This window comes from Nocardia sp. NPDC004711 (assembly GCF_053601595.1).
Genome location: NZ_JBSGCB010000079.1, coordinates 17626 through 30973, shown reverse-complemented (window position 1 = coordinate 30973; position 13348 = coordinate 17626). Strand labels below are relative to the sequence as shown.

Here is a 13348-nt window from a genome sequence, read left to right as displayed (position 1 = left end):
TCGCTCGCGCGGTAGTTCACCGCCACGTCCGCGCCTTCGTCGGCCAGCGCCAGGCAGATGGCGCGGCCGATGCCGCGCGCGCCGCCGGTGACCAGTGCGATCTTGCCGTTGAGTTTCATCGCGTACCCACCAGGCGATCGCGGGTACGGATGCCGAAGGCGAGCAGGCTCGCAATCGGCCGTGGCATATCGGATTTGGGGACCATGCCGAGTTCGCGGCCCATGCCGAGCTGGTCGGCCTCCTGCCAGCCTTCGACGATCTTGCCGTCCTTGAACCGCACGATACTCATCGCGTGCAGCGTCACCACGCGATTGGTGGCCGGCAGCCCGTTGAAAACGCCGGCGTGGGTGCCGGTCGCGCTCCAGCGAATGACCACCAGGTCACGGTCGGCGATGATCTCCTGCAGATCCATGACGAAGTCGGGCATGCCGACGCGGATGATCTCCATGGCGGCCCGCACGCCTTCCCGTCCTGGGGGCAGCTTTCCTTCGCGAACCTGGTCATGGAAGACCGCGTTCTCGTCGATGAGCTCTTCGGCGACGCTCCAATCGCCTTCGTTCCAGGCTTTCTGGATGTAGCGCTCCATGAGCGCCCTGTTTTGTTCGGTCGTCGGGGTCTTATTCGGCATGGGCCGGCTCCGTTTCGAGTGCGAGATGGCTGCGGGCGTCCAGTTCGAGCAGGACAGGGGTGATCCGAGCACCGATGGTTCGCAGGATGGCGTGGTTCAGGCGCGGACCGAACGGCCCACCCCATGCGGTACCGGCACCGATCTGCCGCGAGGCGACCGTCAGGGGTACGGTAACCGCGCGCCGGGCACGTTCGTATTCACGCAGCCCGGCCAGCGGCGCCTGCGCGCGCACCATGTGGTGGGCCAGTGTCAAGCCGTCGGTGAGCGACGTACCAGCGCCTTGGCCGAGGTCGAAGGTCATGGCGTGCGCGGCGTCACCGAGCAGGGTGACCCGGCCGCGACCCCATCGACGCAGCGGCGGCCGGTCCATCGTATCGCGGCGATGCAAGGTAGCCGGGTCCGTGGCGGCGAGCAGTGCACCCGCGAGTGGGTGCCAGTCGCGATAGGCCATGTCGAGAGCGTGCCGCTCCCCCAGGTGGTCCCCATCGAGCCCTTCAGGAGCCCTACGAGTCGCCCACCAGCAGACCTTGCCGTCACCGAGTTGGAAGAACGCGAACCGGGCGGCCCGCCCGTGCATGATGCGGAAGGTGTGTTGCGGTGCACCGCAATCTGATTCGGCGATGCCCGACCAGTGGGCATACCGCGGGTACCGCGGCGTCGACGAACCGTGCAGGTGCGCGCGGACGCGCGACTGCAGGCCGTCAGCGCCGACCAGCACCGATCCGTACTCGACACGGCCGTCGGTGAAGGTTGCCTGCACGCCGCGCGCTGATTCGCTGAACTCGCGCAGCGTCGAATTCAGCTGCAGTGCTTCGGATCCCAGCTCGGTATGCAGCAGGTCGACCAAGTCCGCGCGACGGATGCCCAGCGGCCGGAGTCCGGGATCGACGGATCGCTGGTTCATGTCGACGCGGTAGAGGATCGATCCGCGTTCGTCGCACATCTCGAACCGATCGATCCGCTGGCCCGCCGCCGCCACCTTGTCGCCCAGGCCCAGTCGGCGCAGCGAATCGCGGCCCGCGTACCAGAGCACATAGCAACCGCCGTAGCGGGTTCCACGCTGGGTACGCGCCTCGTACACGACGGCGTCGAGGCCCGCCTGTCGCAGCGCGACACCGGCTGCGGAACCACCGATGCCGCCGCCGATGATGAGAATGGGTTTGCCTGAGTTGAGCATGCCGCCTCTCGATAAGTATTCGTCGGGACCCAGAAGAAGGAATGCATGTAACCCGGTGCTGCACTGCGCCGTTCACGTTGTCTGCAGCGAGTATTGCACTGAATTAAGACTTCCGCACTTCTCGGTCGAGTTAATTCCGCCCCAACAAAACTCACTGAAGATGAAATCGAAATCATGCGGAAATGGCCGTGGCCCTTGTCAGGACTACGGCTGTTATTTCGCTGGACGAGCGTTCAATTATTCTTGTCTGCCTTCTTCCACGATGTCCTCATCCGGTTCGACACGTTCTCCGAGCGGATCGAAGACAGCGGGGCAGACAGATTCCGAAACCATCTCCTGCGCGAAATACGCCGAGGCCAGCTTCAGAATCGCGTTGGCGTGCCGCAGTTCCCGGTTCTCGCGGCGCAGCCGCGAGAGCTCCTCGCTTTCGTCCTCGGGCCCGCGAGCCGCGAGGATCCATTGGCGCAGGCTGGCCGGATGGACGCTCATCGTAGGACCGATCGCCTGGGCGGCGGCGTACACCGACGGGTACTCGTCCAAGTGCTCGAGCGCGTAAGCCAATGCCCGCCCGCGGACTTCGGCCGGGTACCGCTTGGACACCAGCGTCACCCCCTCCGGCCGGGCATGAGGATGCCCACCACGACAGCCGCGGTAGCCGTGGCCACGGCGGCGGCCGTCGCTCCGGAGTGCAGCGCATCCATGAACGCGCTCCGAGTCGCCGCGAGGGCCTGGACCGCGACCTGTCCGTGCAGCTGTGAGACCACGCCCAATCCGGCCACCAGCGACTTCGATGCCGGCTCGGCCGGGATGCCCAGAGCCGCGAAGCCGCTGGCGATGCGGTCCCCGTAGACCTGGTTCATGACCGATCCGATGACCGCGATGCCCAGCGCCGCACCGATTTCCCGGGTGGTGTCGTTCACGGCGGACCCGGCGCCGAACTTGTCGGCCGACAGCGAGCTCATGATCGATTCGGTGGCAGGTGCCGTACCCCAGGCCAGGCCCGCGGCCATCATCACCATCGACGCGACAACGGTCCCCCAGTAGTTCGACGTGGCTGTCACCTGCGTGGTAATCACGAAACCGCCGGTGAGCGAGAGCATTCCGAGGCAGATGACGATCCGGGGACCGATCTTGACGGTCAGTGCCATGCCCAGCGGGGACATCACACCCATGACCGCTGCGAACGGCAGGATCGCCAAGCCCGTTTTCAAGGTGTCGTAACCACGGATCGCCTGGAAATACTGGGTGATCAGGAAGACGAATCCGAGCAGGCCGAGGAACGCCATCATGATCGCCACACAAGCCGCCGTGACACGGCGATCACGGAAGATGGCGACGTCAAGCAACGGCTCGTCGGTATGCGCCTGCCACCAGGTGAACAGCCCGAAAAGCAGAGCGGCACCGGCAAATCCACCCAGCGTGATCACCGAGAGCCAGCCCTCGGTTGGAGCCTCGATGACCGTACGGACCAACAGTCCAACACCCGCCATGGACAACAGCGCACCGAGGACGTCGAAACGCCCGATGCGCTCGGCACGCGAATTCGGCAGCAGCACAAGGCCACCGGCCAGCGCCACCGCGATCAGCGGCAGGTTGACCAGGAACACCGAGTTCCACGAGAAATGCTTCAGCAGCAGCCCTCCTGCGACCGGGCCGACGGCAGCTCCGAGACCGGAGACGGCCGACCAGATGCCGATGGCGGCCGCCCGCTCTTTCCGGTCGGTGAAGATCGTCGACAACAGCGCCAGAGTCGCTGGATAGATCAGTGCGGCAGCCAAACCCATGGCCGCCTGTGCGGCGATCAGCTGTCCGGTGCTGGTGGCGTTCGCGGCCGCCAGCGAGAAGATCGCGAACAGGACCAGGCCGATGTGGAGCGTGGTCTTGCGGCCGAATCGGTCGCCGAGACCACCGCCGGTCAGCAGCATGACCGCGAACACCAGGGTGTAGGCGTCGACGATCCATTGCATCGCGGTGGTGGAGGCGCCGAGGTCGCGGCCCAGGGTCGGCAATGCGATGTTGACGACGGTGCTGTTGACCACGGCCAAGAGCACGCTAACGCAGATGAAAGCCAAGGCAACCCAGCGTCGGGCGCCGGCCTGTGCGGGTGGGGTCAAAGTAGCCGAGGCAGCCGGATCCTGCTGGGGTTGCGCCTGCTCGGTGGTGGGTGTATTCACGCCGCCCTCCTATAGAACGAGGTGCTATAGTTACGTAACAATGTTCTACAGTATCCCGCGCGAGCCGTCAACCAGGGCGAACCCGTAGGGTGACAGTCGAATTCACCGAGAACAGGAGATCGAACTGAGATGGCCGAGCGTGCCCGCCGCACTCCCAGCAAGGACATCGAACGCGTCTTGGTCGACGCCGCAGAAGCGGTCCTCGTACGCGAGGGTCTCGAGGGTGTGACCGTTCGAGCAGTGGCGGCCGAAGCCGGTGTCGCCCAGGCCGGCGTCTATTCCCGGTTCGGAGGCAAGGATGGCTTGGAACGTGAGCTGTTGATTCGGGGCTTCGATGCACTGCGGGCAGAAGTCGCCATGGCGGACGAGGCCGATCCGATCATGCGCCTGCGTGTGGCCGCGCAGAGCTACCGCCGCTACGCCATCGGGCACCCCGATCATTACTCGATCATGTTCGCGGCGACCGTCGGCAAACATTTCATCAGCGAGACCGTCCAGGAAAGTGCGGGCCGGGCCTTCGGTGAACTAGTGGTGCACCTGGGCTACGCCATCGGTCTCGGCGCGATCCGCACGGGCGATCCCGGGGATCTCGCCCAGCAGGTCTGGTCCGCGTTGCATGGCGCCGTCTCGCTTGAGCTCAACGGCGCCATGCGAGCCCCTGACCCGGAGGACAGTTACCGTCGGATGGTGGACCTTCTTATCCGGGGCCTGTGCGCGTAACCGACCGGCTCGATCAACCGGCCGACGGAGTGGCCGCGAGTTCGGTCACGAAGGATGGGCCGCCGAAATCCGGTATGCCCGTGCGGTGTTCGAGATCCGAAGCAACCATCGAGGCCGTGGCCCGGCCCGAGGTCAGCGTCCGCAGCGACGAGGTACCCTCCTCGGCCCAGTGTCCCGACAGATAGAGGCCCGGCAGCGGGGTTCGATGCGGCAGCCGCTTGCTCGCGGTCTGCGCGGGGGTGTTCTCCCAACCGTAGGCCGCGCCACCCGCGTTGCGGCCGTAGCGGAAAAGCGTGTCCGGAGTGGCGATTTCGATGGTTTCGAAGGCATCGCGGAAGCCGGGCACACCATTCTCGACCGCTTCGAGCAGTCGCTGCCCGTGCGAGTCGCGGATCGCGCGCCAGCTACCGTCCGCCCCTGTGCGAACGAGACTGGTGACAATCGCGAGATGTCCGCCTTCGGTGGCGAGCTCGGGATCGACCATGGTGGGGACGGTGACCCAGATGCCCCCGGGACGTGCGGCCTGCACATCGGCCCAGATCGAGTCCGGGTCCCACGATCCGAACACGAAACCCTCGTGTGACAGCCCCAATTCGCTCGGATCGGCCCGCAACCGGCCGTACAGCGCGAACGCCGACGGCGCCAGTTTGTACCGATCGAGGCGACGCTGCAGGGCCGGCGGCAGCGATTGCCAGCCGACCAGCTCGCCGAAGGTCTGGCGGGCATCGGCATTGGAAACCACGACCCGCGCCCGCAGCACCTCTCCCCCGCCGACGACGACGCCCGCCGCCCGGCCGTCCTCGACGAGAATGCGTTCCACCTCGGTGCCGAGCCGCACCTCACCGCCGTTCGCGACGACCGCTGCCGACAGTGCGTCGACCAGCGTCCCGAATCCGCCACGAGGGTAATAGGTTCCATGATGCAGGGTCTCGAGCATCTGATTGAACAGCGGGAACGACATCCGCGACGGCGGCGAGCCGATGTAGGGCCAGATGCTGCCCAGCGCGGCCGCGCAACGCGGGTCGTCGATGAACTCGCCGAGGACGTCGGTGAGGGTTGCCATGCGGTACTGGAACACCAGCGGCGCCGCGTTCATGGCCTCCTCGAGCCCACCCGCGCCGACCTGCTGGGGAAGGGCGGCCAGCTGGGTGAACATGTTGCGGCGCAATTCGAACAACCGGCCCAACCCGGCCGCCTGCGCCGGGAACAATTGCCGGTGCAGGTCGAGGAAGGGCTCGCGGCCGGGCGGCGCATCGATGACGAGTCCAGGGAATCTCGCCTGATAAGTCTGTGGCAGTTCGAGGAATTCGACCCGATCGGCGACGTCGAGGTGCGCGAGCATCGCGGGGATGAACCCACCCGGGCCCGCGTCCATCGTGAAATGGATTGCCGGGTCGAACAGATTCGGGCCACGACGGAATGGCTGTGCGTACCCACCGGGTGCGTCATTACGCTCGACGACCACGACGCGAAGTCCGGCACGGGCCAACAACGCCCCGGCGGACAGCCCGCCGAGGCCGCTGCCGATGACGATGACATCGCTCATCATGCCGACGCTTTGCTCGATGCACCCGGGGTGGGAGCAGTCCAGTCGCACACGATTCCGGCGTACATCCACTTGGTGGCCTCCACCCCGATGATGGCCACGCGCTGGCCGGGCTGGATCTGCCCGTTGCGCCAGCCGTCGTCCAGGAACAGCGGCACGGCCGCGCAGCCGCACGCGCCGGTCATGGCCAGGTTGTCGAAGATGCGGCCCTCCAACGCCTCCCATTCCTCGGTCTGCAGCCCGGCCTCACGCATCGAGTCGAGCATCCAGCCGGCGTTTCCCTCGGGGATCAGGCACCAGTCGGTGTCGGCGGCCTTCAGATCGGCGGCGGCCAGGGTATGAGTGAGCGCCTCCGCCACCATCACCGGCGTGAAGTCTCCGGCGCCGACCACATCGACCTTCAAGTCCACCAGCTTCTTCGAGCGCTGCTGCTGCAGCAGCGGCGCGTGGGTGCCGCCACCGATCGCCCAGATGCCCGGCTTGCGGCTGCCGCCGATGGCTCGGGCCGCGCCCTGGCGCAGGCCGCCGGTCTCGCCGGCACGCAGCACGATCGCACCAGCGCCGTCGCCGAACATGTACAGCGGCAACCGGTCTCGCATCCGGATCTTGGCGGGCTCGGTCTCCAGGAAGACCGGTGCGATCGCCGGCGAGATGGCCTCCACGCCGATCACCAGAGCCGTGGTGACCGTGCCCTGTTCGATGAAGGTCCGGGCGATGTCCAGGGCCTGCGCGCAACCCGATCCGCCGGAGCGGATCTCGAGAGTGGTGACCTTCTCCAGGCCGAGTTTCTCCTGCACCAGATTCACCGACGGAGGCAGCGTGTAATCCGGCGTGCCGGTGGCCAGGATCATCAGTTCCACCTCGGCCGCCTCCACACCTGCGGCCTCCAGCGCCCGTACGGCGGCCTTGTAGGCCATGCCGGAGTTGCTGTCGTGGTGTTCGCCGGTCTCGGGGTCGATCATCCAGAAACGCTGTTCGATGGTGAGTCCGGACAGCACCTCCTCTGGCAGCGGACCGACGTACTTCTCGATGGTGGCGTTGTCGATCGGCTCGCCGGGCTGGTATCCGCCGGTGCCGATGATTTGAGCTGTGGGCATGAGAGTCCTAATCGATTTGTGGGATGGAGGTTTCGCAACTCACACGAGTCAGCTCACGCGCTCTTGGTGAGGCGGTATTCGTCGGAGATCGAAGCGATGCGGCGAGCATCGGTGGCGGAGTGACAGTTCAAGAGGGGATAGCTGCGTCGGCAGATGCCGGTCAACACCTTTCCCGGACCCACCTCGACGAAGGTGCCCACCCCGAAATCGACCAGCCTGGACAATGTGTCGGTCCACTGGACCGACCCGGCCAGCTGGCGGCGCAACGCCTCATAAGCCTCGTGCCCCGTGGTGATGAAGTCACCGGATGCGTTGACCACGACCGGAGTCTGCGGGCAGCGGAACTTCACCGTCGCCAACTCGGCGTCGAACGCCGCTTCCACGTCCGCCATCAGCGAGCAGTGAAAGGGCGCGCCGACATCGAGCTTCTTGACCTTGCCGCCCTCGGGCAACTCGGGTCTGGCCAGGCGGAGGAACTCCGTCACGGCCGCGATCGTCCCGGAGACCACCGTCTGCGTCGGCTCGTTGTAGTTGGCGACTTCCACGACTTCAGCGGTCGTCGCAGCCGCCTCGGCGCACAGCCTCTCGACTGTCCCCGCGGAGAGTCCCAGCGCCACCGCCATTGCCCCGGGCGTGGTTTCGTTGACAGCCGCCATCAGCTGACCGCGTCGCCGTACCAGCCGCAGCGCGTCGGTCCAATCCAGGACTCCCGCGACCACCAGCGCGGCGTATTCGCCGAGACTGTGTCCCGCTACGACCGCCGGTGACGGCATCTGCTCGACGAGCACACGATAGGTCGCATAACTGGCCAAGAAGATGGCCGGCTGCGTGATATCGGTCCGCCGCAGAACGTCTTCGGGACCATTCCAGCATATTTCCGATATCGAGAAACCGAGCAGATCATCCGCGGTCTCGAAGATCTTCGCCACGAGCTCGGGGTGTGTCGTAAAGAGGTCCCGGCCCATACCGACCCGCTGCGAACCCTGCCCGGGAAACAGAAAACACCATCGGTCGTGGGAAATTTTGTTCATAATCCGACCTAGCACCAGAGGACGTATTTCCATTGAACGAGAACGATATTCGGCGAACATCGCCTTCAACGGCAGTAGAACATCGTTCTGTAAGCGCTGTCAACGAATGGTCGACCACGAATCAAGAGATATCCAACGACCGCGCCGACTCGGCACGACGCTCAATCGACTCCGCCATACGCAGCCAGGCGGCGCTTCGCTCACGCGCCAGCTGTGCCACGGTACGCAGGTGATACTCCGGCAATCCGGAGATGGCGTGAATGCATCCGTTGCGATCGAACGCTGTGGAGTCGAGCCACCGCAGTAGCCACCGCCCGCCCTGGGTTAGGCGAACCGCTGGATCGCGCCGCAATCGCTGGATCATCAATTCCGTTGCCGCCGGGTCCAGTTTGCCGAGCCTCGACTCGTCGGCGTCGCTCGGGTTCACTTTGCTACTCTGGCCATCCGGCTCCGGCCGCACGACGGCTCCGTTACCTGCCGAACGCTGCCGCGCGGGCAGCGGGTGATCACCTCGCCGCAGTCGGCTCCGCACATCCTTAGCGGTGGTGAGCGAGATCCCCGCCTCATCCGCGACGTGGCGTAGAGGCAACCGCGGCCGCGACTGCAGCAGCTCCGCCGCCCGCAGCCGTCCGTCGACCACCGGTCGCCGACTGATTGTTCCGTTTCGCGCAAGCCGTTCGGTCGGCTGCGGAATTTCCGCGGCCACCCCTTTGCGGATCGATCCCACGGTCTTGTCGGACAGTCCGGTTACCGACGCAACGTATCGATCGGACCAAGTTGGACAGTCACGAAGAATGCGGAGCGCAGCGCCTTTCCGATCCGCCAGCGACAGCGGCAGGCCGTGCCGCACGTTCAACCGAACCGCAAGCGCGAATGCCTCCTGATCGGTCACGTCGACCAGGAGCGCGCGAATGAGAGTCCGCCCACGAAGGCCTTCGGCACGCAACCGGTGCACCCCGTCGATGACCCACATTCGACTGCGCTGAACCAGAATAGGCGGAAGGTCGGCCCCGGACTCCGCCAGCGCACGCACATGCGCGGCGTTCACCCCTCCAGCACGCACCCTCTCACTTACCCCAAGCTCCTCCATCAGGATCAACGTGACATCCTTGGGCGGCAAGCCGCCGTTGACACCGGACGACAGGCACCGATCTAGCAGTCCACCGCCCACTATGGCATCGCGCTCCGACATCAGGCCCTCCTCGATCGGCCAAACCTCGTACATGAACGTTCGGCAGATTCGACATGGACTGCACTGCAACACACTTCGACCAACAGTGGCGCCGTTGCCGTTCACACCTTTCGAAATCACAGTGCGGTTCGCGAAACACTTTGCAGGACAGGCCACCTCGATATCCGAACACCGTGTCGGCACCTCGGCTGACACGCCACGATTCTGCCTGCAGCAACCTTTATCAAGCCTTAATTCGGCCGCCGGAACCGGGATTTCGACAATCCGGAACATGACTGTAAAGCAGTCAACGTAACGGTGAACGCACAGTTCACCATCGGCGATCCGCCAGCAACCACGGCGAGCGCCGACCTGGACCTCTCCATCGAGCGGACGACACCCCAGCGAATTGATCAATTGACCAGTCGACAGTGTTAGTGACCTGGGCAGATGACCGAATTCATCACCGAGCAAGGTCGCAATGTTTGAGGGGCGCAAAGGGCATTCGACTTGTACGATTCGGGTGAACAGGTCGCAGTGCAAAGGTCCGGCGCAGCCGAGGAATCCATCTGATAACTCGCAAGAGTCCGCCCGACACCCTGTTGCCATCGATGGAGGATCGCTTGTGGGTGTTTTGGTTGCCGAAGACGACGACCTGCGTCCTGTCCTAGTGATCGCCCTCGGTGGTGCGTCCCTTACCGTCGACGCGGTCAGCGATATCCTGGAGGCTGACGGAGCACTGGCGGTAACCAGCTACGACTGTGTCGTGTTCGACCGCATGCTGCCCAGTGGCGATGCCGCGCACTACGTTGCGAGCCAACGCCGTCGGGGCTGGTCGACCCCGACGATATTTCTCTCCGCGCGCAATACCGTCGACGATTGCGTCCGAGGGTTCGAATATGCCGACGACTACCTCGGCAAGCCCTTCGCCGTGGCCGAACTGGTCGCTCGAGTGCGAGGCCTGTGTCGGCGGGCGGACAGAGGACGTCCGTGCGTGATGCAGTGCGGCGACCTCGAAATGGACCTCGGTCGGCGCGTGGTCCGTCGCTGCGGAGTCCTGCTGATCCTCACGCGCGAGCGGTGCTCGTTCTCGAGCAACTCATGATCAACGTCGAGCACACAGCGTCCCGATCCGCCCTCTTCGCGCACTGCTGGGACGAACACGCAGCCGACAATGCCAACGCGCTGGACGTCACCATCGCGTTGCTCCGCCGCGAACTCGGCCCACCCGAAATCCTCCGGACGATACGCGGATACGGGTACCGGCTCGTCCTTACCGAATGAGGCGCTCGAGGCTTCGCCGCGGCGTCCTGGCCAGGCGATTGCGGCACACTCCGTGGATCGTGGCTGCGGTCCTGACCGGCTTCGCCGGTATTTCGCTGTCCGGCTTCGCCGCTTTCTCTCTCACAGTGCAGGAGGACGCGGATGCCGCACAACTCGATGCCGACCTGACCTCAGCAGCTTCGGCAGCCGCACACCAAGTCGCTACCAGCCAGGCAGAGGGTGTACCACAACAGTTCTCGGCGTTCACGAACACTGCCGGACTGGCCACCTACCAAGGTCACGGGTTGTCCCGAATGGACGACGACTGTCCGCAATTCGCCGGCGTGTTGGCAACCGGCGCCCGAACCCAGGAATTCCGCAGCGCGAAGCACTGCACCATCGACCTCGACGACCCGCTGCTGCAACAGCTCCGCGCACGCGCAGTCCGCACCCATGCGGCGGTACAGGCGACCGTGACCTATGACGGGAGTGCCGTACGCGCGGTGGCTGCGCCGGTGGACGATTCGCGCTATGACCGATTCGGCGGAGCCGCCATAGCATGGACGGACATCGGCCCAGACAGATTTCGACAGGATCAGGTCGCTGCGCTGACCTGCGGACTCACTGTTGCGCTCATCACATTGTTCGGCGTCACGACCTATGTCCTGACCGCACAACTCCTCCCGTCACGAATCTGCGCACTCGAGCGCCAGGAGACAGTCCTCGCCGGAGCCGCGCATGAGCTGCGGTCGCCGATCGCGGCGCTGCGCGCTCTCGCTGAAACCGCACGCGACCACCCCGACCAACGCACTGAACTACTCGACCGCACCGTCCACTTGTCCCGCCGTATGGGCGACATCGTCGAGAATCTGCTCTCACGCGCCCGTCTCAGCGTGGGAATCGAGCAGCTGGAGTCGCAGCCCCTGCGACTGGACCAGATCGTCACGGATCGTATCGACGAAATCGACTGTAACGCAGAAATATTCACCTCGACCACCGCACCGACCGTGGTCAACGGCGACCCCACCCTGTTGCGCCGCGCGCTCCGGAACCTTCTCGACAACGCCGTGCGACACGGCCACCTGCCGGGTGAGCCCGCCCGTGTACACGTCACGGTCGCCGGCGGCCGCGTAACTGTGGCCGACCAGGGCCCCGGACTCGACGACAGCGACGTCGACTCGATCTTCGAAGCATTCCATAGCAACGCGGGTTCGACCGGTCTCGGCCTGCCCATCCCCCGATGGGTGGCCCACGCCCACGGCGGCACCCTCGAAGTCCACAGCGCCGACGGGGGTGGCGCTGCCGACACCCGCACGCGACTTGTAAAAGCCCGCAGCACCGATCGGAGAGCAAGGCGATGAGCGACCCCACCAAGAGCAGGATGACCGCCCTCCAGCGAAGCGAACAGATACTTCGGTTTGCCGTCACCATCTTCGCCGAATCCGGTTACACCGCAACGCGTACCGACGACATCGCACGACGCGCCCAGGTATCACAGCCATACGTGATCAAACTGTTCGGCACTAAACAGCAGCTTTTCCTGTCCGTCTTACACGACGTCTTCGATCGAATCGAGGAGATCGTGGAATCGACGGTGGCACAAGATAATTCCAAGACACCGCGCACGCCCGCAAGCCTGCTGGCCGAGATATACCGCACGTTGGCCGACGAACCCGAACTGCTCCTGGTCGCCCTCCACGGCCTGGCCGCAACCTCGGAACATGCCATCCGCCGCGACCTCCGCCTACGCTGCGACCGCCTCTACCGTCTCGTCCCAGAGTTGACGCAAGCGTCCGCACACGAGACGCGTCGTTTCATCGACGCATGCGCCCTGCTCACCGTTTCGATTGCGCTCGATCCCGGCACCAGGCGCACCGGATCGACCGACCGAGACTCCAGACGACGAGAAGACCGAGCCTTTCACGGCGGTTCACCTCATGACCGTGCGGAGGCATCTCTCCGTGAGCCCGCGCAACGCGCAAGGTCGACCCGTCCCGGGCAGCGCACGGAACTGCTCGATCGCACCGTCCAATCTTCACGCCAGATGGGCGACGCCGTGGACGATCTACCGTCGCGAGCACGCACGACTGCGGGCATCGGCGAGATAGAAGGCCAACCTCTGCGACTCGATCGGATCGTCGACGAAATTGATTCCGGCGCAGCAACAGTCACCTCGACCACCACACCGACCGTGGTCAACGCCGACCCCACCCTGCTGCGCCATGCCATCCGAAATCTGCTCGACAACGCCGTCCGCCACGGCCAGTTGCCGAACGAACCGGCATGGGTCCACGTCACGGTCGGCGACGGCCGGGTGGCCATCGCTGACGAAGGACCCGGACTCGAAGACACCGATATCGACGCCCCCCTCGAGGAATTCCACAGCGGTGCAGGCTCGGCCGGCATCGGCGTGTCGATCGCACGCCCGGTCGCACATGCCCACGGCGGCACATTGAACGTGCACAGCGCCGACGGCGGCGCAATCTTCGAGCTGACCCTGCCCACACCGGCACGCGACCAGTAGCGGCCGAGAATCCTCCT

The 13348-nt window shown here is 65.2% G+C and carries 14 protein-coding genes; 5 read left to right on the top strand and 9 right to left on the bottom strand.

All coding sequences use genetic code 11. The features are described from left to right. The 5 genes from ACWEKS_RS43890 to ACWEKS_RS43870 all read right to left on the bottom strand — a co-directional run. Positions 1 to 119 (bottom strand): SDR family NAD(P)-dependent oxidoreductase (locus tag ACWEKS_RS43890; protein WP_452345636.1); only part of this gene is annotated, 119 nt, incomplete at its 3' end. After that, positions 116 to 628 carry an ester cyclase gene (locus ACWEKS_RS43885; RefSeq protein WP_452345634.1) on the bottom strand — a complete coding sequence of 171 codons (513 nt, stop codon included), beginning with the start codon at positions 626 to 628 and terminating at the stop codon, positions 116 to 118. The genes ACWEKS_RS43885 and ACWEKS_RS43890, both read right to left, overlap by 4 nt. Continuing rightward, entirely contained in the window at positions 618 to 1805 is a 1188-nt protein-coding gene (locus ACWEKS_RS43880) for an FAD-dependent oxidoreductase (protein ID WP_452345633.1), read from the bottom strand. Before ACWEKS_RS43880 ends, ACWEKS_RS43885 begins: the two co-directional genes overlap by 11 nt. 237 nt (positions 1806 to 2042) lie before the next feature. Further along, the gene (locus tag ACWEKS_RS43875) at positions 2043 to 2405 is read right to left on the bottom strand and encodes a transposase (RefSeq protein ID WP_452345637.1); all 363 of its coding nucleotides are present in this window, start codon (positions 2403 to 2405) and stop codon (positions 2043 to 2045) included. A gap of 5 nt (positions 2406 to 2410) precedes the next feature. After that, positions 2411 to 3979 (bottom strand): DHA2 family efflux MFS transporter permease subunit, encoded by a 1569-nt coding sequence (locus ACWEKS_RS43870; protein WP_452345632.1) that lies wholly within the window; start codon positions 3977 to 3979, stop codon positions 2411 to 2413. Positions 3980 to 4108: 129 nt separating this feature from the next. On the opposite strand from ACWEKS_RS43870, the gene ACWEKS_RS43865 reads away from it, so the two are divergent. After that, a complete protein-coding gene (locus tag ACWEKS_RS43865; RefSeq protein WP_452345631.1) occupies positions 4109 to 4699 on the top strand; it encodes a TetR/AcrR family transcriptional regulator in 591 nt (196 codons plus the stop codon). A 13-nt stretch (positions 4700 to 4712) separates the two neighbouring features. Here the strand turns inward: ACWEKS_RS43865 and ACWEKS_RS43860 are convergent, their stop codons facing one another. The 4 genes from ACWEKS_RS43860 to ACWEKS_RS43845 form a co-directional block, all read right to left on the bottom strand. Beyond that, complete coding sequence (locus ACWEKS_RS43860) at positions 4713 to 6248, bottom strand: phytoene desaturase family protein (RefSeq protein ID WP_452345630.1); 1536 nt, start codon at positions 6246 to 6248, stop codon at positions 4713 to 4715. Beyond that, positions 6245 to 7342 (bottom strand): 3-oxoacyl-ACP synthase III family protein, encoded by a 1098-nt coding sequence (locus tag ACWEKS_RS43855; protein WP_452345629.1) that lies wholly within the window; start codon positions 7340 to 7342, stop codon positions 6245 to 6247. The genes ACWEKS_RS43860 and ACWEKS_RS43855 overlap by 4 nt, the downstream gene beginning before the upstream one ends. A 53-nt stretch (positions 7343 to 7395) precedes the next feature. Then, on the bottom strand, positions 7396 to 8433 hold the full coding sequence (gene fabD, locus ACWEKS_RS43850; protein WP_452345635.1) for an ACP S-malonyltransferase: 1038 nt from the start codon (positions 8431 to 8433) through the stop codon (positions 7396 to 7398). 61 nt (positions 8434 to 8494) lie between these two features. Further along, complete coding sequence (locus ACWEKS_RS43845; RefSeq protein ID WP_452345628.1) at positions 8495 to 9961, bottom strand: hypothetical protein; 1467 nt, start codon at positions 9959 to 9961, stop codon at positions 8495 to 8497. A 208-nt stretch (positions 9962 to 10169) separates the two neighbouring features. Here ACWEKS_RS43845 and ACWEKS_RS43840 point away from each other — a divergent pair, with 208 nt between their 5' ends. From ACWEKS_RS43840 to ACWEKS_RS43825, 4 genes are read left to right on the top strand one after another with little or no spacing between them, the layout of a single operon-like run. After that, complete coding sequence (locus ACWEKS_RS43840; RefSeq protein WP_452345627.1) at positions 10170 to 10649, top strand: response regulator; 480 nt, start codon at positions 10170 to 10172, stop codon at positions 10647 to 10649. Then, positions 10646 to 10828: a helix-turn-helix domain-containing protein gene (locus ACWEKS_RS43835; RefSeq protein ID WP_452345626.1), complete on the top strand. Its 183-nt coding sequence runs from the start codon at positions 10646 to 10648 to the stop codon at positions 10826 to 10828. The genes ACWEKS_RS43840 and ACWEKS_RS43835 overlap by 4 nt, the downstream gene beginning before the upstream one ends. A 59-nt stretch (positions 10829 to 10887) precedes the next feature. Next, complete coding sequence (locus ACWEKS_RS43830; RefSeq protein ID WP_452345625.1) at positions 10888 to 12168, top strand: sensor histidine kinase; 1281 nt, start codon at positions 10888 to 10890, stop codon at positions 12166 to 12168. Next, complete coding sequence (locus tag ACWEKS_RS43825) at positions 12165 to 13331, top strand: ATP-binding protein (RefSeq protein ID WP_452345624.1); 1167 nt, start codon at positions 12165 to 12167, stop codon at positions 13329 to 13331. The genes ACWEKS_RS43830 and ACWEKS_RS43825 overlap by 4 nt, the downstream gene beginning before the upstream one ends. The last annotated feature ends 17 nt before the right edge of the window (positions 13332 to 13348 follow it).

Coding starts and splice junctions, on each gene's coding strand:
- fabD (WP_452345635.1), bottom strand. CDS start 8,433: ATGTTCGCCGAATATCGTTCTCGTTCAATGGAAATACGTCCTCTGGTG.
- ACWEKS_RS43865 (WP_452345631.1), top strand. CDS start 4,109: ATGGCCGAGCGTGCCCGCCGCACTCCCAGCAAGGACATCGAACGCGTC.
- ACWEKS_RS43880 (WP_452345633.1), bottom strand. CDS start 1,805: ATGCTCAACTCAGGCAAACCCATTCTCATCATCGGCGGCGGCATCGGT.
- ACWEKS_RS43885 (WP_452345634.1), bottom strand. CDS start 628: ATGCCGAATAAGACCCCGACGACCGAACAAAACAGGGCGCTCATGGAG.
- ACWEKS_RS43855 (WP_452345629.1), bottom strand. CDS start 7,342: ATGCCCACAGCTCAAATCATCGGCACCGGCGGATACCAGCCCGGCGAG.
- ACWEKS_RS43835 (WP_452345626.1), top strand. CDS start 10,646: ATGATCAACGTCGAGCACACAGCGTCCCGATCCGCCCTCTTCGCGCAC.
- ACWEKS_RS43825 (WP_452345624.1), top strand. CDS start 12,165: ATGAGCGACCCCACCAAGAGCAGGATGACCGCCCTCCAGCGAAGCGAA.
- ACWEKS_RS43860 (WP_452345630.1), bottom strand. CDS start 6,248: ATGATGAGCGATGTCATCGTCATCGGCAGCGGCCTCGGCGGGCTGTCC.